Consider the following 21368-nt stretch of genomic DNA (forward strand, 5'->3'; position numbering starts at 1 on the left):
ATTAATACCAATATTCTTTTACTATTAAACCGATACCATATTTGCTATAGAGCTGTTTTGTTTCTTCATCGTAACTAAATACTGTACTACCAGTTTGTAATTTATTTTCTGGTTCTAAATTTGGAGGTAATTTATCAATAATATATTGAAATTCAATTTCAATATCCTTGTTATTAGGTGTTATTTTTGTTACCGATTTAACGACCACTTTGCCAAAACAAAAACCTGACGAAGATAAGTTAGGCCAATGTTTATAATATTTTTTACCTTCCTCACTAATATCATAGATATAAGAGTAGCTAATTTTATCATTTTTGTTGATTTCAATTTGTTCAGTTAATAGTTCAGCCTTGGTTAATATTTGTAATAGATTTAATGTGTTATGGCCATAGCTTCTATTAAAAACGAGGTAAGGAAACTGTGTTATATGTGTCGACACCATACATTTTATAGGTTCACCATTGCCATTAATGGTATCAAAACGCTGTTGGATTTCGTTTTGCCATTGTTGTTCAGTTAAATTAAAAGCCACAGATTGTTTTTGTTGCGACTTGATATCACATCCAGTGAGTGTAAGTGCGATTATTGTTGCCATAAAACTAAGTGAATATTTTTTTATTTTCATAAAGTTTTGCCATCCTTTATCTGGTACATGTTTTCTTCGAAAGAGAATAACTGATAGTAACCGTTTAATTTGGGCTGTAAGCGATCGATATTAAGTAAACTGGTTATTGGTAGTGGAAAACAAAATTCTTTATCTAAATAAGTAAATTGACTGGCAGATAGTGCTGAGTCTTTTAGTGATAATTTACTACAAGGATAGGGCGAGCTGATATCGACTTTTTCAAAAACCTTAATATGATTAAACCAATCAAACTCCATCGGTTTAAAATTGTTATAATCGTCGTGATAGTCGTTTTTCATCACGATGATGTGGTCTTTGGCAAATTTTATATATTCGATAATTTGACTTGTTCTATTTTTAGTACTTGAGGCTATATGATATCGATAACCGAATTTTAAACTCTGGTTTTCAAAATCAAAATCAGGGTCGATTAACCATTCAAATTTTTCATAGTCATTATATGCTTTGTAATCTTCTACCTTTGCAGCAATTTTTGTTTTTAATTTTTCGATTTTAGTCTTGTCGTCAAATAACTTTTTGACTTCAAGTAAGTCAATAAACCCTACTTTATAAACATTTATGCATAATCGGTTTTTATTGTCATAAGCAGGCATAACAAACCTATCACAAAATTCTGCGTTAGTTAACAGGTATTTTTCACTATATATATACCCTTCAGGTATATTTAGTTCTGCAATATTTTCGATTTTAGTTGTAGTAGGCCCTGCAAGATAAATCTTACTCTGATTGAATGCAAAATCACTTGTATTTTTGTTTGATTGGATTTGTGTAAAATAACGGCTGATTTCGGGAATTTTATCTTGTGGTATTTTAATATCATTGTTTTTTTTGTCTAGATAGCCATTTTCATCTGTTTTTGCCGATTCAATATAACGTTCTAAAAGGCATTCTCGCTCTAGATTTGTTGGCCAAACTATTTTATTTTCCGCATTTTTTAATACTTTAAAATTACGGTTACAAAAGTTGTATTGTGCCTGACCGACGATATCTTCATAAAACAAAATATTACCATTTATATCCAAAATCGTTAATAACTCTTTTTCATCCTCACTTTGATTTTTTTGTGCGGCTTTTTGGGCATAATAAAGTTTTTCCTTGCCAACATCTTCAACTGTATAATAATCATATTCACCAAGTGTTTTACCCTTGATATCAATAAGATGATATTTTTTAGAATTATAATTATTTTTTACCCAACTTACTGTGCCGTATAAAGGAGAAATGCTATCAAACTGATTTTCATAATGCATTTTCACATCATAGTCATATAGTTGATAAATACGATAACTATCTTGATAATTGCCTATCCAAAAATAGCCAGCGGAAAGATTGTTTTTATAATCATTATCTCGATTAGCATCCCATGCTTTAGATCCGACATCGGTTTCTTTGCCTGTTTTGCTATTAATTAGATATTGGCTATTATTTTTTTTACATAACTGCATGATTTTATCAGATGTGATTATTTTGCATTGTGAATTTAAGTTTGTTTGGGATTGAGATTTTTGGGGAATTTTTTTGAAAAATTCGCCTTGTAAATTTAAATAACCAATTTTATCGTTTTCAGTAGTAACTTTTGCATAACCATCAATGAATGGATTGATTTTTTTATAATAAATTCCTTTTGGTGTAATTAAATTACCATCGGTATCAATGACAACTGATAAATGTGTATCTTGGTAATAATAGGCTATTCGTTCGGCGCCTAAATAAGTTAAGTTATTTTTGATTTTAAATTTTAATATATCGCCTTTTTTTTCAAAAGAAAATTTAAAGTTATCTATATTATTTATATTACTGTAGTTATATTCATTGTAATTAGTATGTAACTGCACAATCCAATAATGATCTTGGTATTTTATTGAGTCAATTTCTTGGCGGTTATCGATAATAACTGTACCATCACGATCAAAGAGTAGATTGTTATAAGTAATATAACGACTAGCATCATCAGAGAATGCTAAGATTGGGAATAAAATTAAGCTTAAATTTGTTAGATATCGGGCGGATTTTATTATTTTATTATCCATAATAATTGATTGTTATAAAAATAGGATTGTTTTGCGATTAAATATAAGTCGGGTAAATAGATCAAAATGTTGATTAAGTTGATTATTTATCCATACTTTTGTTAGAGATTGTTTAGGATAGGTTAATTGTTTAGTTTGATAAGGAAATAAGATATTTCCTAAATAAAAACAGATTTGATTACCTTTATTTGGAATCTTTTGAAGATAATATGTCTTTATGTTTTTCAATAATGTATTATCAATAGATTTTAGATTTGAATCTTCATAGCCTAATAAAAAAACAAAAGTCTTTTTCATTCTTCATTATTGGTTAATTTATTGCAAAATCGATGTTATTTGTCATGGAACTTTTATTATTAGCGTTTATTTAAATTGACTCACTTTATATAACTTATATTCCATTACATATATCTATTATGCTATAAATTTATACCTATTCCTCGGTTATTATATATTGATCAGTATCATAAAATAGTCAATTTAATTGGCTAAGGTTAGCAGAAATTAACATAATGTAAATAAATTTCTTATAGATAAGTTTCTATTAATTGGAGAGAAGACACGTTATAAAAATCACTTTGCTCATAGTCAAAAAATAAAGCCTATGCTAGACTGAACCAAACTCTGAAGCTTTTTTACCTAAGTGACATTTTCATATGGTGGATTAGCCGCGGTATAACGCAGAAATGGTTATGCTTCCCGATTTGGATAAGGTGTTTAATGTATATATGCAATTAGTTGATAATTATCAACGTCGATTTCAATATCTGCGTTTGTCGATTACCGAGCTGTGTAATTTTCAGTGTCAGTACTGTTTACCACGTGGTTATCAGCCTAACAAGAAACATAAATTTTTGTCGCTCAATGAAATTAATCATGTTGTGGCAGCATTTACTGATCTTGGTGTACGCAAAATTCGATTAACTGGTGGCGAGCCTACTTTGCGTCGCGATTTTATTGATATCTTATCGCTCATATCTTCCTATCCCAGCGTGAAAGAACTCGCTATTACGACCAATGGTTCGCGTTTATTAAAAAATATTCACCATTGGCATCAAGCTGGTTTAAATGCGATTAATATTAGTATTGATAGTTTTTCTCCCCATTTATTTAAATTAATTACTGGTCAAAATAAGCTTAAAGAATTACTGCAGTGTGTTGATAAATCGTTAGAAGTAGGTATAAAAAAAGTCAAAATTAACACTGTTTTGATGAAAAACATGAATGATAATTTAGGTGATTATTTATCATGGATTAAATATCGACCGGTAGAACTACGTTTTATTGAGCTTATGGAAACTGGCGAAAGCCTTGATGTGTTTCATCGTTATTACCAGTCCAGTCATTTGATTGAAACTCAACTAATTGCGCAAGGGTGGGTGTTACAACCCAAAAATCCATTATCAGGTCCTGCTAAGGTTTATGTGCATAGTGACTATCAAGGAAAAATTGGTTTGATTATGCCCTATTCAAAAGACTTTTGTAAAAGTTGCAATCGATTACGTGTATCGTCTATCGGTAAATTACATTACTGCCTATTTGGTGATACTGCGGTTGATTTACGTGATTTGTTGGAAAGCTCAGAACAGAAACAACAATTAAAAGCAAGAATTCTTGCTTCATTAATGATTAAACCAGAAAAGCATTTATTACATGATCATCGTATAGGGATCACCCCTAATTTATCTTATATCGGTGGATAATTGGCTGTTCTGTTTTGGAACATTGTCAATTTGCCAATGTTGTATAGCCCAATCGAGTAGCTGTTTTTGGGTGGCGTCTTGCCAATCTTCTGGTACACATTGCCCTAGAAACTGTAAAGCCTGGACGGTTAGCGCTTTAAAATTGTTTAAATTAATCGGGCTAGCATGATTTTGTTTTGATAGTTTATTGCCATTTTTATCTAATACTAGTGGTAAATGGCAGTAACTTGGCACAGAAAAACCAAGCAGTTGATATAGTGAGATTTGTTTTGCAGTAACAGGTAAAAGATCTGCGCCACGAACAATTTCGGTAATTCCTTGTTCATGATCGTCTAAAACTACCACTAAGTTATAGGCAAATAAGCCGTCTTTGCGGTGAATAATAAAATCTTCTTGCGCACTTGCTTTTTCAACTGTTTGTAAGCCACGAATCTGATCTTTAAATTGAAAAATAGGATGATTTTGTTTTAGACGTATAGCAACTTGTTGCTTATTATTGATAGATAAATGTCGTTCACGACAAAAGTTATCGTAAATACCATTTGTTAGGTTTTGAATTCGTTGTCTAGTACACTCACAATAATAGGCTTGTTGTTTATCTATTAGTGTTTTTAAAACAGTGCGGTAACGCTCACTGCAAGATGATTGATACAAGATCGTACCATCCCAATATAAGTTAAGCGCTTCAAGCGTTTTTAATATAAGTGATGATGCCCCTTTGACTTCTCGTGGTGGGTCGATATCTTCGATACGGACAAGCCATTTACCACGACAAGATTTAGCTTGGAGATAACTACCAAGAGCCGTTACCAAAGAACCGAAATGTAATGGTCCGGATGGCGAAGGGGCAAAACGACCGATATAATGCATAGGTCTGATTTGGAATGATAGATAAAGCTGGGATTACATACCCATTTGTTTTTCGCGAAGTTCTGCAAGCGTTTTACAATCGATACATAAATCGGCTGTTGGTCTTGCTTCTAAACGGCGAATTCCAATTTCAACTCCACAAGATTCACAATAACCAAAATCGTCTGATTCGATTTTCTTTAACGTTTTTTCAATTTTTTTGATGAGTCTTCTTTCTCTATCTCGAGCACGTAATTCAAGGCTGAATTCTTCTTCTTGTGTTGCTCGGTCAGCCGGATCTGGGAAGTTTGCTGCTTCATCTTGCATATGCGTAACTGTTTTTCCCATTTCACCTTGTAGCTGAGTTAGCCAAGCTTCTAAAATAAGTTTAAAATGTTTCAATTGCTTAGGGTTCATGTATTCCTCGCCTTTTGCCTCTTTATAAGGCTCAAGCCCAGCAATTGAAAGCAGGCTAAGAGAAGATGTATTTACTTTTTGTTCCTTTTTCACTGCAATCCCCTTAAGTAAAGATTATTTGAAAGCGCTAAACTATAGCAATAATTCAGCCTTTGGCAAATTTTTTTTATCATTTTTATAGTTAAAAAATAGGAAAAATAATACAACTATATGTTATTAATAAAGATAATTAATTATTCCACTTTTTTAACCCATTTTCAGGACATTTAGCTACTAAATCGTACAATTTGTCGTTATCGGGGAAAATAAGTTCAGGACTGATATCAAATAGTGGATAGAGTACAAATTCTCTATTTTTCATATGATAATGAGGGATAGTAAGTCTTTTATTATTAATGACTAAGTCATCATAAAGTAAAATATCTAAATCTAGGGTTCTAGCGCCCCAACGATTATCTTTGCGTACGCGTCCTTGTGCTTTTTCAATTGCTTGTAGTTCATCAAGCAATGCTATAGGTGATAAGCTTGTCGTCAGTTTAATTACTGCATTAAGATAATCATTTTGATCTTGTGGCCCTAAGGGCTTACTTCGGTAAAATGGTGAAATATCTACCACTTTTGTGCTAGGCAAACAGCGTAATGATTCAATAGCACGATTAGCTTGTGCAAACGGATCTTCAAGGTTGCTCCCTAAAGCAACATAACAAATTGACATAATTAGACTTATTTTTTGTGATGTTAAATACAATTGATGGCAATATCTTAGCACATAAAACAATTGCCAAGAATGATTATATAAATAGATTCATACTTATGACGTTGTGTTATAAAAATATAACCATATAATCTTTAACTTTTTATCTATTTTTCATTATGTTGCCTATGGTAAAGCAAATTACTTTATTAAATGGTTATTTTCATTAGTTATTGTATTTATTGAGAATATAAAATGAATTTAGGTCAACAATTAAGTTTTTTAATAAAAAATACTTCAATAATCAGTGATCATCAAGTTATTGATTGTGCTATCAAGGGGATAACCGATTATTTTGCCTGTAGTTTACAAGCTTGTCAGGAAGATGATGTTCATAAATTACTAGCATGGATAGCAGATGAGGGTGGAAATACTAGAGCTTTGCTAATTGGTCAAAAAAAGTTAGCTACGGCAAGGCAAGCAGCACTTTTTAATGGTTTCCAAGCGCATTGTTTAGATTATGATGATGTACATTCAGATGTTAGAGGCCACCCCTCGGCTGTTATTTTATCCGCTCTTATTGCTAGCATTCGATTAGATAATATTGAACAAAAGGTTGATGGTCGACGTTTTTTAACGGCTTATGTTATTGGTATCGAAGTGATGGCTTTGTTGGGTAAAAGTGTTAATCCACAGCATTATGAAAAAGGTTGGCATGCAACTATTACTTTGGGTGGAATTGCTGCCACTGCTGCTATTTGTTATCTCTATGATGAACCTTTTTTATCACAGGCATTAACATTAGCAGCTACACAAGCATCAGGAATGCGTTTGTTAATGGGTACCCCGATCAAATTTTTACATGCAGGATTAGCAGCTCAGCATGCTGTACAATCCGTTGAATGGTTAAGAGCTGGTATACATGCCGATCAGGATTTTTTAGATGATAAATTAGGTTTTTTGGCTATTTATGGGCAAGGTAATACACATTTTGATTTAAGTCATTGGGGTAAAACTTGGAAGATTGTGGATCCCGGATTATGGTTTAAAAATTATTCTTATTGTTCAGCTGCTGCTTATATTGCTGATGCGGGTCAATTACTTTACCAAAACCCTAGCTTTGAATTTGATAATATTAATAATATTGTTATTTATTTTGCGCCGCCAAATAGTGATGCTGCACTGATATATAAAACCCCTTCATTGGCGCAGCAAGGACGTTTTTCGGCTGAATATGTTTTAGCATTAACTCTTTTAGGATTGCCACTTAGTTTTGAGCAGTTTTCTTCACAACCTATTTCAAATGCAATAAAACAATTAATGCAAAAGATGAAACGAAGTTATCAAACACAACTTATGTCACATCCAGAAGCTTATAATGGGCGTTATGTGATTATTGATATTTTTCTTAAAAATGGTAAAAAGATAAGTCAGCGTATTGATATTCCGAAAGGTTCTCCTAAAAACCCATATAGCCAAACTGAAATGTCGTTAAAATTGCATTCAGCGATTAAAAATAAAACTAAAACAGAGCAATTATTAACAGACATTCATAAACTAGCAAAAGGTTTAGATTTTCGTCAATTTCTGTTGCCTTATTTATTTACTCTTTAAATATTAAATTATTACCATTAGTTAGTATAGTTTTAACTAAATTTCAAAATCAATTTCGTCAGTTAGCTGGCGTAAAAATCGTTGTGTAATTTCATTTTGAGGATTATCGATGACGGATTTTGCTGGTCCCTCTTCGATAACCATTCCGTTAGCCATAAAGATAATTCGATCTGCAACATACTTAGCAAACTCCATTTCATGCGTTACTATAATCATAGTAATATGTTCTTTTGCTAGCTGTAGCATGACTTGCAATACTTCGTGTACTCGCTCAGGATCGAGTGCAGAAGTCGGTTCATCAAATAATAATACATTTGGTTTAACAGCTAAAGCTCTTGCAATTGCAACACGTTGTTGTTGACCACCCGATAAAGTGATGGGATATTGTGTTGCATATGGCAACATACCAACTCGTTCTAATAATGATAATCCTTGTTGTTTTGCTTCGGTTTTATCCATTTTTTGACCAATAATTAATGGATAAGTTATATTTTCTAATGCTGTTTTATTTTTAAATAAATTATAGTGTTGGAAAACCATAGCAGACTGTTTTCGTAAGTTGCTTTCTTCTTTAATACTATAATGCTTACTATTAAGTGATACGGTTCCTATTTTGATAGTGCCAGTATTTGGTTTTTCTAGTAAATTTAAACAACGTAACAGAGTTGATTTTCCTGAGCCTGATGGGCCAATAATGGCAACAATTTCACCTTGTTTTATATTTAAGTTGATGTCCTTTAATACTTCATTATTTGCAAAACGTTTAGATAAATGCGAAACAGAAATCATAACCTTACTCCTTAACGATGATAAGGTATACTGAGCTTTCGCTCTAATTGTTTTTGTATCCAAGAATAGGCAACAACAGTTAGCCAGTAAACAATACCTACAGCTAGATAGGTTTCGAAGTAGAGGAATGAGTTAGCGGTTAATATTTTCCCCGAGGCTAATAATTCTTGCACGCCAACAAAAAAGGCAACAGACGAATCTTTAAGTAATGAAATGAACATATTACCAGCGTTTGGTAGAGCATTGACCATAGCTTGTGGTAGTATAATACCTCGATAAACTTGTATTTTACTTAAACCAACGGTTATTCCAGCTTCTTTCTGCCCCTGATCAACGGACTTTAAACTTGCTCGGAAAATTTCAGCTAAATAGGACGAATATTTTAAACTGAAGCAGATAATGGCTGCTGTTGTAGCGCCCATTTGTTTTAAAACAGGAAAAATTTGTGGTAATCCGTAATAAATAATAAACAGTAATACAACAGAAGGTATTCCTCGAAACAGTGATATAAACAGTGCAAAAAACGAATCGATAATGATTATTTTATTGCTACGTAATAGTGCAATTGCTAGTCCAAATATAATGGCAATCATAATCGATATGATGGTAATAAAAAGTGTCACAGACAGATAAGGTAATATCTGCGGAAACACATTTAAAAAATAGTTTACATTAAAATTCATAGGGTAATATCTTCACCAAAATATTTAATTGCAAGATTTTTCAATGTGCCATTGGTGCGTAACTTTTCGATGGCTTGATTGAATTTTTCACGTAGTGCTTGGCCTTTTTCATCTTTACTAAATGGAAAAGCAACTTGCTCAATAGTAATTGGCTCACCCACTAATTTAAACGGTAGGTTTTTACGCTTAATTTCAGCCAGTAATATTGGCTTAGAATTGACATAACCATCAACTCGTCGATACTCCGTGTCATACATTGCACCATCTCGTGTTTCATAGGTCTTGATTGTTACTTCGTTGTTAGGAAAGGCTTTTTTTAGATTGTTTATATGATTTGAGCCTAGCACACCAGCAATGGTTTTACCTTTAAAATCAGATAATTGCTTGATATCGTTGTTATCTTTGTGGGTAACAACTTGGCTACCGTAAAGGCTATATGTATTGGAAAAATCATATTTGGTTTGACGAGCATCTGTAACCGCAACTGCATTGGCAATAGTATCTAAGCGCCCTGAATCAAACTGCCCCATTAAACCACCAAATTCAGCAATGACCCATTCGACTTTATAGCCTAATTCGTTAGCAATTACTTCAGTAACTTCAACATCAAATCCGACTAAATTACCATCTTGTTTATAACCGTTTGGATAGCTTTGTCCTGTGGAGCCCACTTTAATGACATTTTGCTCTGTTACTTGGTGATTGGATTTATTATCACAACCAATTAAGGCAAGGCTAGTTAATAAAAGAGCGGACAGTAACTTGCTTATTTTTTTCATTGTTTATTACTCCTTTTTCCCATTCGGTATAGTTTTTATGATTTAAGATTTTTTCAAAATAAAGTGTGGTATGATCGGGTGTTAAATTAGCTTGCCCTATTTTTTTATAGCCTCTATTAATATAAGTTTGGGCAAGCCATGGATGATTTGCAGCGGTGCCTAACGTGACAGCAGGTAATTTTAGTTGGTTAATTAGAATTTGCTGTTCAACAAAATCCCATAATGCATTACCATAACCTTTGCCTTTATATTGTGGTGCTGTTGCAAACCAACCTAAATGCGGTAACCCATAAGGTCCAGGGTTATTGCCCCACGGAAAGCGAATACTTAAGGTTGATAGTAGATCACCTTCTTTTTCAAATAGATACACGGCATTGGCATCAATATGGTCAGCAATCTGCGATTGCGTGACTGTTGCTGCGGCAAAATGGATTCCTAATTGAGTGGTAGCTTGATAAGCACTATGCAATAGCGCCTGATAAGCTGGAATGTCTTTATGAGTGATTAAGCGAAAGCTCATGCTAATACTCCACACTGTTCAGCATATTGAATAACTTGTGCTACTTTTTCAGGTGCAGAGCCAATATAGCTAATTGGATCTAACCAAGCATCAAGTTCAGATTCGGTGAATTCTTTATTTAAACGTGGATCTTCTAATAATATATCTTTAAATGGTCGATTTTGTTCAAATGCTTTCATGGCGCTTTGGTAAACTAAATTATGTGCAGTTTGTTTGCCTAATCGTTTGCCGATTTCAAACATAACTTTTTCGGATAGTAGTAAACCATTTTGTAGAGATAAATTGGTCAACATTTTGTCAGTATTGACTTTAAGTCCTTTAAGTACGGCAAGTGCTGTCTGTAATTGCGCTGAAATATAGAGATTTATTTCTGGTAGTGCGATCCATTCGGCTCGCCAACTCATGGCATCGCGCTCATGTTCAACTTTCATTGATTCGTGAATTAACGCGACGCTTTTTAAAAGTGGAGCTGTCAAACTGGCTAAACCTTCTAATGCCGCTGGGTTGCGTTTATGCGGCATGGTAGTTGAGCCTATTTTTCCTTCCGAGAACGGTTCTTCAACTTCGTTAATTTCGGTACGCATTAAGTTGTAAAATTCATTGCCCATTTTACCTAATGTGCCACTAATTAGCGCAATGACCGATGCATATTCAGAAAAACGGTCACGAGCTGCTTGCCAACCGATATTAGGGGTATTTAGTCCCAGTATTGTTAGAGCACGAGTTTCAACTTGTGGTCCTAACTTGCCCATTGAGGCATAAGTACAAATTGCACCACTAATATTACCGACTAATACTCGTTGTTTGATTTCACTTAAACGTTGTAAGTGCCGAATAAATTCATCTAACCATACGGCAAGTTTAAAACCAAAGGTTGTGGGGAGTGCTTGCATGCCATGGGTTCGTCCAACCATGGGTAAATACTGATACTTTTTAGCTAAACGTTTTAGTTCTAGTGCCACTAGTTTGCTATCGCGTTCAATTACAGTAAAAGATTGTTTTAATTGTAAAACAGTTGCAGTATCGACGATATCTTGTGTGGTTGCGCCGTAATGAATATATTGACCCGCATCACCGACTTGTTTTTGCAGTGCATTAATTGTTGACATTAACGAATGTTTGGCTTTAGCTGCTTCTTCGGCAATTTGTTCAATTGATAATTTAGATGCATCGGCTTTGGATATGATTGAATTGGCTGCTTCAATTGGAATAACGCCTAACTCGCCTTCCGCTTTAGCTAAAGCAACTTCGACATCCACCTGTTTTTGCAAGCGATTTGTCTCTGACCAAATTGCTCTCATTTCGTTAGAACCAAAGTTATTTCCTAAAATTAAAAAATCTAAAATATGTGACGCCACCAAACTATCCTCAATAATTGTTACTATCTTACTTAATAATTATTAGTAATTATTGGAGTATCGTCTAATAATCTGTTTTTCTATTGATATAACCAAATGGAATAAAATACTAATAAGAAGGAGGAGGTGTAAGTAATCATTAGGATAATTTTTGATTAATAAGGATATGTATGCCAAAGCTAAACATGTTTTTTATAGTAAAAAACATATTAAATTTAAAAGGGGGAGTAAATAGAAACACCTTTTATTTGAGCGTTTCTATTGTTATGACTGTTTATTATTAAAATTTCTATAGTACTTCAACAATTGATTCGCAAAGTCTGGACATGTTATCTAATGTCATACCAGCCACGTTGATACGTCCTGAATTTACGATGTAGATGCCATAATCATTACGTAATTTTAGCACTTGTTCTTCGTTCAAACCACTGAACGAAAACATGCCATTTTGTTTGGCAATAAAACTAAAATCTTGATTTGCACCTTTGTCTTGTAAGGTTTTTACAAATAGTTGTCGCATGCGGTGAATGCGTTGACGCATACCCGTTAATTCATCGATCCACTCTTCTTTTAGTTCTTCATTGTTTAATATATAAGAGACGATTTTAGCACCATGGGCAGGAGGGTTTGAGTAATTAGCTCGAATAATTGTTTTGACTTGGCTAAAGGCTCGATCGGCAATTTCAGCATTTGCCGCAATTAATGTAAATGCTCCCACTCGTTCGTTATATAAACCGAAATTTTTAGAATATGAACTTGCAATAAGTAGTTCTGGATGATTATTGGCAAATAACCGTAGTCCATAGACGTCTTCTTCTATGCCTTGTCCAAAGCCTTGATAAGCTAAATCAAACAGTGGTAGCCAACCATTTTTTAAGGCAAGATCCGATATAGCTTGCCATTGTTCTGGAGTTGGATCGATACCCGTTGGGTTATGACAGCATCCATGGAATAATACCGCTTCGCCAGCGGCAACTTGGTTTAAGCTGCTCATCATGGCATCAAAATCAAGAGTGTGCGATTGTGCACTGTAATAATGGTATTCGCGTACTTCAAGGCCTGCCATTTGGAATACACTACGATGATTTGGCCAAGTTGGATTACTAACCCAAACTCGTTTTATTTTGGTGCGATGAGCTAAAAAATCTGCCATAATGCGTAAAGCCCCAGTTCCTCCAGGTGCTTGTGCAGTTCTTACTCGTTCATTTTCACTACCAAAAAGCAAAGTTTGCGTTGCAATATTGAAGGATTTGAGACCGTCAATAGGAAAGTAACTTTTTGTGGTTTCGTCATTTAGTAACAAATGCCCTGCTTTTCTGACACTTTCTAAAATAGGGGTTTTGGTCGTTTCATCTTTATAAATACCGACACTTAAATTAATTTTATTGGTGCGTTCATCTTTATTATAAAGGTCAGCTAGCCCTAAAATGGGATCGGCTGGCGCTGCTGTCAAATTTTCAAACATAATCCACCTATTTAATTGATTATTATTACTGCATTATATACACATTATTTTGTAAGTTACAATTTCAAATAGGTATACTATAAAATAGATTTTTGTAAACATTTTTAACTTTCTTATAGTTACTGAAAAACTGTAAGTTGATTAAAAAATGAAATCAAATCATTAGTTAATGTCGTAAGTTCTCCTGTAATTAAGTCCTCTTTTACTATTTCGCCCGTTAAATTGTTTAATGAAATTATTTTTGTGCTGTCATCCGTCGAAGCTATAAAAATGGTTGGTGTTCGTTTTAATCTTTTTTGTTGGGATAAATGAGCTATTAAATTTTGTTCTAAAGTTGAAAAGTCATCATCGTTCCATGCTTGAATTAAGGTTAAATGTGTGTCGGTAAATTTAGCTGTCATATTGCCAGCATATTGCGTACCATAAAAAATGTGAGTAGAGGGATGTAAAATGATACCAATAACTTGTTCAACAATCGAGAGATCTCTTGGCGGTTCTAATAAGAATGGTTGCCAAAATACCGTGAGATGGTCAGTTTTTAAAATACAAGGCGAGGGGATGGTATGTAGTTCTTCGCTTTGTGGTGCGTATTTGAATTGCTCAATCCAACGAGTAGTAAAATTAAGTAAGGCAATTTTATCGGCAGAGTTCATAAACAGATATATCTCATATTTAAATTATAATGTCATTTTATTGTAATTATACTGATTAGAATTCGTTATGCATAATTGCATCGGTGTTTTATTTTTAGTTAATGGGATAATTAGTAAAAAAAATTTTGTAAAAAAGTTTCAGGTAACTATGTGTTTCAGTAAAAAATTTAAGCAAATTAAATAAGTTATTTATTGTGTGATTAAAGCAAGTTGAATATAGCTAAAAATGAATTCTTAACTGTTTGTAAAATAGCCAGTTTAATTTGCTTGCTATCCTTGACTGAAACGTTAATAATAGTGGCGGGTAATTTTATCCTTGTAATGCAGCAATGGCGTTAGACATTACAGTTTTTCAAAATAAAATAGCGTAAGTAGAATCATTATAATTAGATAATATGTTTATTTTAAACAATTGCATAAAGATTTAGTTTATTTGCTAAAGCCGTTAAGAAACATAGGTTTGCAAATTAGCCATATTAATAGTGTCAATAAATTATACAATTAGGTTTTTTTAAATATTTAGTGCTTTTCAATTTAGCATGTTACTTAATGTATGATATTGATGTTGTGTAAGCGGTATCAGGTTCACATAAAATAATAACAAAAATAACATAAATAAAATAATGAATGCTGTATACCAATATTTAGTTAAGTACCATTATTCATCATTGTTAAAATAATCACTTATCAATAATAAGATTCTACCTACTGTTAATTAAGATTAATCAAGAGTGTAGAATAATGAAAAGAATGCTAATCAATGCAACCCAGCAAGAAGAGCTGCGAGTTGCGCTTGTTGATGGTCAACGATTGTATGATTTAGATATCGAAAGCCTTGGACATGAACAGAAGAAAGCGAATATTTATAAAGGTAAAATCACTAAAATCAACCCAAGTTTAGAAGCGGCTTTTGTTTCGTATGGTGGTGAGCGCGATGGTTTTTTACCTTTAAAAGAGATTGCTGAAAGCTATTTCCCATCTAATATTTCTGGTCGCCGTAGTATTAAACATCTACAGGAAGGTCAAGAAGTTCTTATTCAAATCGAAAAAGAGATTCGCGGCAAAAAAGGTGCGGCTTTAACTACCTATATTAGTTTAGCTGGTAGCTATTTGGTATTGATGCCTAATGATCCTCGTGCTGGTGGTGTTTCGCGCCGTATAGAAGGTGAGGAAAGAGCAGATCTTAAACGTATTATTGATGCAATCGAAAAGCCAAAAGGCATGGGCGTTATAGCTCGAACGGCGGGTGTTGGTAAAAGCCAAGAGGAGTTGCAACAAGATTTAGATGCATTAGTTAACTATTGGACAGCAATTCAAAACGAAGCCAAAAAACATCCTGCACCAAGCTTGATTCATAAAGAAAGTGATATCATTACTCGTGCGTTTCGTGATTATTTGCGTGATGATGTTGGTGATATTTTAATTGATAATCCTAAAGTACTTGAGATTGCTAAAAAACGTTTAGCTGATTTGGGACGTGTTGAGTATATTAGTCGCTTAAAGCTTTATGAGGGTGATGTGCCATTATTTAATCATTTCCAAATTGAAGGGCAGATTGAATCGGCATTCCAGCGAGAAGTTCGTTTACCTTCTGGTGGTTCCATCGTTATTGATGCCACAGAAGCGCTTACAGCAATTGATATTAACTCGGCTAAATCCATTCGTGGTAGTGATATTGAAGAAACAGCATTTAATACTAACCTTGAAGCAGCTGAAGAAATAGCTCGTCAACTACGCTTACGTGATTTAGGTGGTTTGATTGTTATCGATTTTATTGATATGACACCAGTCCGTAATCAACGTGAGGTAGAAAACCGCTTAAAAGAAGCGATGAAAACCGATCGTGCACGAATTCAAACTACGCGAATTTCACGCTTTGGTTTACTTGAAATGTCGCGCCAACGTTTAAGTCCTTCATTACGCGAAGCAACGCATCATATTTGCCCTCGTTGTCAAGGTACAGGTACAGTTCGAGACAGTAATTCATTGTCTTTATCTATTCTTCGATTGATTCAAGAAGAAGCAATGAAAGATAATACAGTACAAATCGATGTTATTGTTCCTGTGCCAATAGCGAGCTATTTACTCAACGAAAAACGTCGTGCTATCACCAATATTGAAAGTATGCATCCTGATGTCAAAATTGTGATTGCTGGCGATGAAGAGATGGAAACGCCATTGTATAAGGTGATTCGTAAGCGTAGAGGCGAAGAAACAGATGTGCTGAGTTATAATCTTCCAAAATTGATTCGTGAACTTGAGGAAGAGGAAGAAGAGCAACAAGCTGTTGAAGTTATTGTTGAACAAGCTGTATTATCAGGCCCTAAAGTTGAAGTATGTGCAACACCAAAAGAAAAGGTAGAGTCAAAAACTAAAAAATCAGGCGGTCTGTTTAGTGGGTTATTTGGTAAATTATGTAAACTGTTTGTTACTGAAAAAGTAGAACTTCAGCCAGAAGTTAAAACAAGACCAACTAAAAGACGGGATAATCAACGTTCAAACAATCGACGTCAACGTAATCACCGAAATAACAATGCTGCTAATAATGGTAATTTTGTTGCAGTAGGCAATATTGACGAGGTTAAAGAATCAAGTCGAAATAATAATCGCAGAGCTAAACAAAATAGTAATTCAAATGCTAATTTGTCAAACTCTGAAAACAATCTTAAGGCAGATAGAGTTGTCGAGGAAGTGGTACAACCAAAACTGCGTGAGGCTAAGCCAAGACGCCAACAACGAGCATTAACTAAAAGTGTTCGTGTGAAAAATAGTAATGCTACTACCACGGTGCAGACTGAACAAGAGCGAGTAATTATCCCTTCTTTATTATTACCTGTTATTGTCTCAGAATCAGCTGAGGGCAATATTGTATCGGAAACTCAACCGAAACGTCAGCGCCGTACTTCAAGACATTTACGAATGAATGGCCAACGTAATAAACGCCGTGTTCGTAATGTAGAACTAAAACAGTCTCCAATACCATTGCCGTTTGCTGCAGCATCATTGGAATTAGCTTTAGGTCGTGTTGTTGTTGATTACAGTCAAATAGCTAATTATGAACCACATAATGTGGTACCTGTCATTCCATCGCTTTTACTCCCTGTTATTGTTAATAATGAGGAAGATGTAAATAGTACTGCTAGTGTTAATGATGTATCAAAAGCTCCCTTATTTGTAAGTGCTCAAGAGGATTTTACCGTTAGTGAGAAAAATGATAGTGATCTTGTAATTAATGATTCACACTCAATAGGTTATTCTTCATCAGCAATGACTAAAGCACCTGCACCAGAATATGTGACTTATGATGTTGAAATAAAATCGCGTGAAGAATCAGATTATCATTTTGAAGGTAAAGGTAATGCTGGTGGTTTAAGTGCTCAGGATCATGCTTATGCTGCAGCAAGTAAACCAGTAATACTGGATAATCAATAAATAGATTAAAACACGGTGGCGTGGTTATGTCGCCGTGTTTTAATTAATTATAATAGCGATAAAGATAAATAATGATTATCTATATTTTCAAGAAAATAATAATGTTTTTGTTTATTATCTGCGTATTAGCCCAGATTAGTTTTTGTTTAGTTTATTTTAGCCCTCACTCAACATTTAACATTAATAATTTAAGCTTTTTGGATGCATACAGTGCTTTTTTTAAACAGTTGCTGCAAGGTCAATTCAGATTGTTAACTGGAGAAACAGTGCCGTTTCTCCATACACTATTGGTTACATTTGAGCTGTGTATCCTCGCTTTATTCGTTGCTTTACTGATTGGATTACCATTGGGAATTTTTCTTGGGCTTAGTAATATTAATTGGTTAAATAATATTATCCGTTTAGGATCTTTATTATTGTATTCTTGCCCTATAGTTATGGTTGTTATTATTGTTATGTATTGGTTATCGCCAACTTGGTCGATAACGATGAATTTTAATGTATCGCCATCAGTAGCTGGAACTTCTTTATTGGATCTTTTAATTTCATCAAAAAAAGATAAATGGCATATGATATTTGATCAACTTCACTATTTGTTTTTGCCGATCATTATTTTAGCTATTCAACCAAGCATTATGACTATTCAACTTGTTAGCCAGAATGTAAGAAATACATCACGACAGAATTTTATTAAAATGGCGATTATTCGTGAGCGATCACCATTTAAAATTTTACGCCGTCATTTATTACCTAATTCCATTCCTGCGACTATTCCACAGCTAACTTATAATACGACAACACTACTGTTTTCAACTATGGTAATTGAAATTTTATTTAATCGAGTAGGATTAGGACAATGGGTGATGCTTGCTTATCATCATCATAATTATTTTGTTATTTCTATTGCCATTTTAGCCTGTGGCACTGTCATCAGTTTGTTAACGTTATTGGGCGAAATTTCGGCGGTAGTTATTTATCCTTTACGTCATAAGGAACATTATGTCTAGGCAAGCAAGATTGCTTAAAAATGTTAATTTAAGCTTTAATCGGTTGCATAGTAATCTTTACTTAATTGTTGGCTTTTATGGCATATTAGCGATCTCATTTGTGGCATTATCAACCAAATGGTTTTTTCATGCTCATTTAACCCCTATTTACCCAACTTCATTACCACCTGCTTGGTGGTCTAATGGTGATATTAATCATATATTAGGTACCAATGCTAAAGGACAAGATATTTTTGATTATTTGTTAATTGGTTATCGTTCAACTATGTCAATGACATTAAAGGCGGTTTTTTATGTGGCTGTCATTGGTGGGTTAATTAATTACTTAATGTTTTTTATATCATTTATACGCCCTTTTATATTATTTGTTTTTAAATTTTGTATGGTAGTACCACCGTTACTTGGTGTGATTGTGATTAGCTTATTATTAGAAGATGACATTACTAATGTTTTATTGGTAATAGGGTTATCTTATACGCCACGCTTTATTTATAATATTCATCAGCGTGCCATCAATGAATGGAATAAAACGTATATTACGGCCTATAGACTTGATGGATTATCTTCCTTTACAATTTTTAATCATTATATTTTACCTAATATTTTACCTATTTATTTGACTGAAATTGTTTCGCTATTTGGTTCGATTATTTTAACTATTACTACCATAACTTTTTTAGGTTTTGCCAATGATGTTTCTCGACCAGATTTAGGTATGATGATGTTTCAGATGAAAGATATCATTGCAACTAATTATTTAGCCTTTTTATCTCCGGGAATTGCGGTTTCTGCTACAATTATTTTGGTTTATTTATTCAATTTTGGATTATATGGCCGTCGAGCAGGAACTTAATTATGGCATTATTAGATATTCGGAATTTAACCATTGAGTTTATTACGCCAGATGGTCTTTTGCGCGCAATTGATCGTGTAAATTTAAAGTTGTCAGAAGGTGAAATTCGAGGTTTAGTTGGTGAGTCAGGATCTGGAAAAAGCCTTATCGCTAAAGCTATTTTAGGCGTAACTAATCATAATTGGAAGATTTCAGCTGATCGATTTTATTTTAATGACATTGATTTACTTAAACTCACTCCTAGACAGCGCCGAAAAGTTATTAGTGCCAATATATCGATGATATTCCAAGAACCACAATCTTGCTTAGATCCTTCCATGAAAGTAGGGCAACAGTTAATTAGTGCAATTCCAAGAAGGACATTTAAGGGGCATTGGTGGCAAAGGTTATTTTGGCGTAAACATCGCGCGATTGAGTTATTGCATCGGGTAGGAATTAAGAATCATAAGGAGATATTAAAATCTTATCCGTTTGAATTGACTGAAGGTGAATGCCAAAAAGTCATGATTGCAATTGCGTTGGCTAACCAGCCTAAGCTACTTATTGCTGATGAGCCAACAAATGCGATGGAAGCAACTACTGAAGCGCAAATTTTTAGGTTACTAGCTAGTATGAACCAAAATGTGGGTACCACTATCTTGTTTATTAGCCATGATCTGCAAATGGTTACCAGATGGACTGATCGTATCAATGTATTATATTGTGGACAGACAGTTGAAGTTGCTGATAGTAAAGATTTAATTAAATCGCCTTATCATCCTTATACTCAGGCGCTAATTTATGCAATTCCTGACTTTGGTAAAGCGATGCCGCATAAAAGTCCGTTAAATACTTTGCCTGGAGTGATCCCATCATTAGAACACCTACCAATAGGTTGTCGATTAGGTCCTCGTTGTCCATATGCTCAGAAAAAATGTATTTTGGCACCTGAATTGATACCGATAAAGGATCATTTCGTAGCCTGTCATTTTCCGTTGAATACTGATGAGTAGCCATAAATAATAGGAATATACGATGAATCCAATATTAAGAGTGCGTAACTTATCTAAGCAATTTAAAATTCCTAAAGGTTTTCTGGGACATTTATACATTAATGCGGTGAAGTCATTATCGTTTTCTCTTAATGAAGGTAAAACGCTTGCAATTATCGGGCAAAATGGTTCAGGTAAATCGACACTCGCAAAAATGTTAGTTGGTATGATAAAGCCTGATAGTGGAGATATCTGGATTGATGGTAATAAAGTTCAATACGGCGATTATAGCTATCGTTGTCAACTAATTCGTATGATATTTCAGCATGTAGAAAGTTCATTTGATCCACGATTACGTATTGGGCAATTGCTTGAAATCCCATTAAAGTGTAATGCTAATTATGATGCTCATGAACGTGAGAAGTTAATAAGAAATGTATTGAAGCAAGTTGGATTGTTACCTGAACATGCCTCTTATTATCCTTCAGTGATGGCTGCGGGGCAAAAACAGCGTGTGGCATTAGCTCGGGCATTGATTTTAAAACCCAAAGTGATAATTTTAGATGAGGCTTTAGCTGCACTTGATATTTCGATGCGTTCGCAAATTGTTAATTTAATGCTAATGTTACAAGCTGAACAAAATATCTCTTATGTATATGTTACCCAAGATATTGGGATGATGAAACATATCAGTGATGAAATTTTAGTTATGCATAATGGCGAATTGGTTGAATATGGTAATACCGCTGAAGTATTAGCTTCACCGCTGAGTGATATTACCCAAAAATTAATCAATAGCTATTTTGGTGAAGCACTTACCGCAGATACTTGGCGTACCGATACTCGTACTTTTTAATCAACAATTCTATTCGAGTTATTTTGATTTTGCATGAAGAGCAATACAC

The 21368-nt window shown here is 33.9% G+C and carries 20 protein-coding genes and 1 riboswitch; of the genes, 7 read left to right on the plus strand and 13 right to left on the minus strand.

Features of this window, described 5'->3' with window-relative positions:
- Nucleotide 1 precedes the first annotated feature (1 nt).
- From A9G25_RS01400 to A9G25_RS01410, 3 genes are read right to left on the minus strand one after another with little or no spacing between them, the layout of a single operon-like run.
- Nucleotides 2-625, minus strand: coding sequence for a hypothetical protein (locus A9G25_RS01400; protein WP_065625420.1), 624 nt, complete (start codon nt 623-625; stop codon nt 2-4).
- Nucleotides 622-2676 (minus strand): hypothetical protein, encoded by a 2055-nt coding sequence (locus A9G25_RS01405; protein WP_065625421.1) that lies wholly within the window; start codon nt 2674-2676, stop codon nt 622-624. Before A9G25_RS01405 ends, A9G25_RS01400 begins: the two co-directional genes overlap by 4 nt.
- Before the next feature lie 12 nt (nt 2677-2688).
- Complete coding sequence (locus A9G25_RS01410; RefSeq protein ID WP_065625422.1) at nt 2689-2973, minus strand: hypothetical protein; 285 nt, start codon at nt 2971-2973, stop codon at nt 2689-2691.
- 313 nt (nt 2974-3286) lie between these two features.
- A riboswitch (molybdenum cofactor riboswitch) is annotated at nt 3287-3408 on the plus strand.
- On the opposite strand from A9G25_RS01410, the gene moaA reads away from it, so the two are divergent.
- A complete protein-coding gene (gene moaA / locus A9G25_RS01415) occupies nt 3405-4379 on the plus strand; it encodes a GTP 3',8-cyclase MoaA (RefSeq protein WP_065625423.1) in 975 nt (324 codons plus the stop codon). (Overlaps the previous riboswitch by 4 nt.)
- On the opposite strand, the gene gluQRS is transcribed toward moaA, so the two are convergent.
- From gluQRS to folK, 3 genes are all read right to left on the minus strand, one after another.
- Nucleotides 4359-5249, minus strand: coding sequence for a tRNA glutamyl-Q(34) synthetase GluQRS (gene gluQRS / locus A9G25_RS01420; RefSeq protein WP_065625424.1), 891 nt, complete (start codon nt 5247-5249; stop codon nt 4359-4361). The two genes, moaA and gluQRS, sit on opposite strands and share 21 nt — an antisense overlap.
- A gap of 33 nt (nt 5250-5282) precedes the next feature.
- Entirely contained in the window at nt 5283-5738 is a 456-nt protein-coding gene (gene dksA / locus A9G25_RS01425) for an RNA polymerase-binding protein DksA (protein WP_034910366.1), read from the minus strand.
- Nucleotides 5739-5874: 136 nt separating this feature from the next.
- Nucleotides 5875-6360 carry a 2-amino-4-hydroxy-6-hydroxymethyldihydropteridine diphosphokinase gene (gene folK, locus A9G25_RS01430; protein WP_065625425.1) on the minus strand — a complete coding sequence of 162 codons (486 nt, stop codon included), beginning with the start codon at nt 6358-6360 and terminating at the stop codon, nt 5875-5877.
- Nucleotides 6361-6594: 234 nt separating this feature from the next.
- Here folK and A9G25_RS01435 point away from each other — a divergent pair, with 234 nt between their 5' ends.
- Nucleotides 6595-7953, plus strand: coding sequence for an MmgE/PrpD family protein (locus A9G25_RS01435; protein ID WP_065625426.1), 1359 nt, complete (start codon nt 6595-6597; stop codon nt 7951-7953).
- Nucleotides 7954-7989: 36 nt separating this feature from the next.
- On the opposite strand, the gene A9G25_RS01440 is transcribed toward A9G25_RS01435, so the two are convergent.
- The 7 genes from A9G25_RS01440 to syd form a co-directional block, all read right to left on the minus strand.
- Nucleotides 7990-8742: an amino acid ABC transporter ATP-binding protein gene (locus A9G25_RS01440; protein ID WP_065625427.1), complete on the minus strand. Its 753-nt coding sequence runs from the start codon at nt 8740-8742 to the stop codon at nt 7990-7992.
- 11 nt (nt 8743-8753) lie between these two features.
- The gene (locus A9G25_RS01445; RefSeq protein ID WP_065625428.1) at nt 8754-9425 is read right to left on the minus strand and encodes an amino acid ABC transporter permease; all 672 of its coding nucleotides are present in this window, start codon (nt 9423-9425) and stop codon (nt 8754-8756) included.
- Nucleotides 9422-10204, minus strand: coding sequence for an amino acid ABC transporter substrate-binding protein (locus A9G25_RS01450; RefSeq protein ID WP_065625429.1), 783 nt, complete (start codon nt 10202-10204; stop codon nt 9422-9424). The genes A9G25_RS01445 and A9G25_RS01450 overlap by 4 nt, the downstream gene beginning before the upstream one ends.
- On the minus strand, nt 10161-10724 hold the full coding sequence (locus A9G25_RS01455) for a GNAT family N-acetyltransferase (protein WP_081297097.1): 564 nt from the start codon (nt 10722-10724) through the stop codon (nt 10161-10163). Before A9G25_RS01455 ends, A9G25_RS01450 begins: the two co-directional genes overlap by 44 nt.
- Nucleotides 10721-12082, minus strand: a complete 1362-nt coding sequence (gene purB / locus A9G25_RS01460) for an adenylosuccinate lyase (protein WP_065625430.1) — start codon at nt 12080-12082, stop codon at nt 10721-10723. The genes A9G25_RS01455 and purB overlap by 4 nt, the downstream gene beginning before the upstream one ends.
- Nucleotides 12083-12371: 289 nt before the next feature.
- Entirely contained in the window at nt 12372-13547 is a 1176-nt protein-coding gene (locus tag A9G25_RS01465; RefSeq protein WP_065625431.1) for an amino acid aminotransferase, read from the minus strand.
- A gap of 119 nt (nt 13548-13666) precedes the next feature.
- Nucleotides 13667-14200 (minus strand): SecY-interacting protein, encoded by a 534-nt coding sequence (gene syd / locus A9G25_RS01470; RefSeq protein WP_065625432.1) that lies wholly within the window; start codon nt 14198-14200, stop codon nt 13667-13669.
- Nucleotides 14201-14941: 741 nt separating this feature from the next.
- Between syd and rne the strand changes: the two genes are divergently transcribed.
- From rne to A9G25_RS01495, 5 genes are all read left to right on the plus strand, one after another.
- Nucleotides 14942-17632, plus strand: a complete 2691-nt coding sequence (gene rne, locus A9G25_RS01475) for a ribonuclease E (protein WP_065625433.1) — start codon at nt 14942-14944, stop codon at nt 17630-17632.
- Nucleotides 17633-17880: 248 nt separating this feature from the next.
- On the plus strand, nt 17881-18639 hold the full coding sequence (locus A9G25_RS01480) for an ABC transporter permease subunit (protein ID WP_176701051.1): 759 nt from the start codon (nt 17881-17883) through the stop codon (nt 18637-18639).
- Nucleotides 18632-19492 (plus strand): ABC transporter permease subunit, encoded by an 861-nt coding sequence (locus tag A9G25_RS01485; protein WP_034910389.1) that lies wholly within the window; start codon nt 18632-18634, stop codon nt 19490-19492. The genes A9G25_RS01480 and A9G25_RS01485 overlap by 8 nt, the downstream gene beginning before the upstream one ends.
- 2 nt (nt 19493-19494) lie before the next feature.
- On the plus strand, nt 19495-20484 hold the full coding sequence (locus tag A9G25_RS01490) for a peptide ABC transporter ATP-binding protein (protein ID WP_065589644.1): 990 nt from the start codon (nt 19495-19497) through the stop codon (nt 20482-20484).
- A 22-nt stretch (nt 20485-20506) separates the two neighbouring features.
- A complete protein-coding gene (locus tag A9G25_RS01495; RefSeq protein ID WP_065625435.1) occupies nt 20507-21319 on the plus strand; it encodes a peptide ABC transporter ATP-binding protein in 813 nt (270 codons plus the stop codon).
- The last annotated feature ends 49 nt before the right edge of the window (nt 21320-21368 follow it).

The sequence above is a fragment of the Gilliamella sp. Bif1-4 genome (assembly GCF_001690535.1).
GTDB lineage: Bacteria > Pseudomonadota > Gammaproteobacteria > Enterobacterales > Orbaceae > Gilliamella > Gilliamella bombi.

Bases quoted from the DNA above. Each gene is read 5' to 3' on its own strand.
- rne (WP_065625433.1), top strand. From the start codon at position 14,942: ATGAAAAGAATGCTAATCAATGCAACCCAGCAAGAAGAGCTGCGAGTT.
- syd (WP_065625432.1), bottom strand. From the start codon at position 14,200: ATGAACTCTGCCGATAAAATTGCCTTACTTAATTTTACTACTCGTTGG.
- gluQRS (WP_065625424.1), bottom strand. From the start codon at position 5,249: ATGCATTATATCGGTCGTTTTGCCCCTTCGCCATCCGGACCATTACAT.
- A9G25_RS01400 (WP_065625420.1), bottom strand. From the start codon at position 625: ATGAAAATAAAAAAATATTCACTTAGTTTTATGGCAACAATAATCGCA.
- A9G25_RS01435 (WP_065625426.1), top strand. From the start codon at position 6,595: ATGAATTTAGGTCAACAATTAAGTTTTTTAATAAAAAATACTTCAATA.
- A9G25_RS01465 (WP_065625431.1), bottom strand. From the start codon at position 13,547: ATGTTTGAAAATTTGACAGCAGCGCCAGCCGATCCCATTTTAGGGCTA.
- A9G25_RS01405 (WP_065625421.1), bottom strand. From the start codon at position 2,676: ATGGATAATAAAATAATAAAATCCGCCCGATATCTAACAAATTTAAGC.
- A9G25_RS01410 (WP_065625422.1), bottom strand. From the start codon at position 2,973: ATGAAAAAGACTTTTGTTTTTTTATTAGGCTATGAAGATTCAAATCTA.
- A9G25_RS01455 (WP_081297097.1), bottom strand. From the start codon at position 10,724: ATGAGCTTTCGCTTAATCACTCATAAAGACATTCCAGCTTATCAGGCG.
- A9G25_RS01485 (WP_034910389.1), top strand. From the start codon at position 18,632: ATGTCTAGGCAAGCAAGATTGCTTAAAAATGTTAATTTAAGCTTTAAT.
- A9G25_RS01490 (WP_065589644.1), top strand. From the start codon at position 19,495: ATGGCATTATTAGATATTCGGAATTTAACCATTGAGTTTATTACGCCA.
- folK (WP_065625425.1), bottom strand. From the start codon at position 6,360: ATGTCAATTTGTTATGTTGCTTTAGGGAGCAACCTTGAAGATCCGTTT.
- A9G25_RS01450 (WP_065625429.1), bottom strand. From the start codon at position 10,204: ATGAAAAAAATAAGCAAGTTACTGTCCGCTCTTTTATTAACTAGCCTT.
- A9G25_RS01445 (WP_065625428.1), bottom strand. From the start codon at position 9,425: ATGAATTTTAATGTAAACTATTTTTTAAATGTGTTTCCGCAGATATTA.
- A9G25_RS01495 (WP_065625435.1), top strand. From the start codon at position 20,507: ATGAATCCAATATTAAGAGTGCGTAACTTATCTAAGCAATTTAAAATT.
- A9G25_RS01440 (WP_065625427.1), bottom strand. From the start codon at position 8,742: ATGATTTCTGTTTCGCATTTATCTAAACGTTTTGCAAATAATGAAGTA.
- moaA (WP_065625423.1), top strand. From the start codon at position 3,405: ATGCAATTAGTTGATAATTATCAACGTCGATTTCAATATCTGCGTTTG.